Source organism: Kitasatospora sp. NPDC057500 (assembly GCF_042802195.1).
Lineage (GTDB): Bacteria > Actinomycetota > Actinomycetes > Streptomycetales > Streptomycetaceae > Kitasatospora.
This window is the reverse complement of the sequence record NZ_JBHVER010000426.1, coordinates 1-1,846: the sequence shown is the minus strand read 5'-3', so window position 1 is coordinate 1,846 and position 1,846 is coordinate 1. Positions and strand designations below refer to the sequence as shown.

Genomic DNA, 1,846 nt, shown 5'->3' with positions numbered 1-1,846 from the left:
GGTGTGCAGCGCAGTCACCCGTCCCCCCGTCCGGCCCGGCCGTCCAGGCTCGCCCGTCCGGCCCGCCCGACCCCGTCGCCCCCCGGCCACAGCGGCGCGGGCAGCGGCAGCGCGGGCGGCTCCGGCAGGTGGGCGGGCTCGCCCAGCCCGAGGACGCGGTAGAGCAGCCGCCGCATCCGTCGGTCGAAGGCGCCGGGCCGGGAGGTGATCCGCGCCGCGATGGCCGCGTACTCCTCCCGCCGGTACTGCTCGGCGGCGTACCCGAGTTGGGCGGTGAGCGGGTGGGACGGGCTGAGCGCCGGGGCGGTGCGGGCGAGCAGGGCGCCGGGCGAGCGCGGGTTGACGTCCCGGTGCGGGTACTCCGCGAGCAGGATCGGCGCGCCGGTCATGGTGCCGTAGAGGGTGACCGAGCCGTGGTCGCCGATGACGAAGTCGGCGGCGACCAGCAGCGGGCGCCAGTCCTCCTCGGGCGCGAGGACGGTGACCGCGCCGCGCGCGGTGGCCGTCGCCCACGACCGGACCGCCCACGGGCTGTGCGCGGCGGCCACATTGGGGTGGACCAGCAGCGCGGTCCGGTAGCCGTGCCGGGGCAGTTCGGCGGCCAGCCGGGGCAGTACCGCGTCGAGCCGGGTGAACAGCGAGCCGCTGCCCCAGGTGGAGCAGACCAGCACCAGCCGTTCGCCGGGCCGCAGCCCGAGCGCCGCGCGGTACCGCTCGCGGTCGGGCAGGGCGGCGGCGATCCGGTCGTAGCAGCCGTCGCCGACCACCTCGGCGATCGGCAGCGCCTCCGGGCAGCCGCGGACGAGTTCGGCGCGCTCGTCCTCGTGGGCGAGCGCGTACGCGGCGGGCACCAGCCGGCCGCGCCAGGTGACGTACTCGGGTCCGAGCCCGGCCACCGTGCGCCCGGCGCCGGCCCCCGCCGGCGACAGCTTGATGTGCCCGGCCCCGTGCGGCAGCCGGACCAGTGGGCCGCGCAGCCGCTCCAGTCCCTGCGACCCGGCGGCCAGCACCAGGTCGAACTCCCGCCGGACGGCCTCCGCCCAGGGCAGCACGGTGCCCCCGAGCCGCCGGAGGTGGGCCGCCGCGCCCCCGTTGAACGCGTGCGGCGCCACCGTGAACTGGACGTGCACCCGCAGGTCCGCGGCGAGCAGCGGATAGATGTCGTGCAGCCGCTGGCCGTAGACCATCGAGTGGACGACGACCAGCACCTCCTTGCAGCCGGTGAGCGTGGCCCACGGGCCCACCGGGGGCACCGGGCGCGCCGTGCCCCCGTCGCACCCGTCCGCCCGGCCGTGCTGCTCCTCCGGCAGGTGCTCCCCGCCGGACCGTTCCCCGTGGTTGACTTCGTCGACTTCCCCGTGCACCAAGGTCATGTCGTTCCCCCTCCTTGATCCCGGACCGGGGCCCCGGGTCTCGGCGGCCCCGGCGGGTCTCTGCCCGGGCGTTCTGGCGGATTCCATGACGGCTCCTGGCCGGTCTTGCACAAACCTTGCAGCGCTCTCGCCGCCGCTCCCGGAGCGCCGGAAGGCGGCAAAGGGTACTGAGTTCCTTTACGAGGGGTACTGAGTGCCGTATTGTCTCGGGAGAGCCTCGGAGACTGTCGAGGGGAGCCGACGGGCCGGATCGGGACAAGCAGCGATCTGGCACTCAGTACCCTCGGCGCGACCGGGGCCGTGGACCAGTGCATCCGACCAGTGCACCCGTACCAGGAGAACCGCTCATGAGCTTGAGGATCGTTGTCTGTGTGAAGTACGTGCCGGACGCGACGGGTGACCGTCGTTTCTCGGACGATCACACCACCGACCGGGAGGGCGTGGACGGCCTTCTGTCGGAGCTGGACGAGTAC

At 74.8% G+C, this 1,846-nt stretch carries 1 protein-coding gene and 1 pseudogene; one reads left to right on the top strand and one right to left on the bottom strand.

What is annotated here, in order from left to right:
* Positions 1-14: 14 nt before the first annotated feature.
* A complete protein-coding gene (locus tag ACFU74_RS37170) occupies positions 15-1,373 on the bottom strand; it encodes a hypothetical protein (protein ID WP_380764559.1) in 1,359 nt (452 codons plus the stop codon).
* A 347-nt stretch (positions 1,374-1,720) separates the two neighbouring features.
* Between ACFU74_RS37170 and ACFU74_RS37165 the strand changes: the two are divergent.
* Positions 1,721-1,846: pseudogene (locus ACFU74_RS37165) on the top strand (electron transfer flavoprotein subunit beta); the annotation flags it as partial.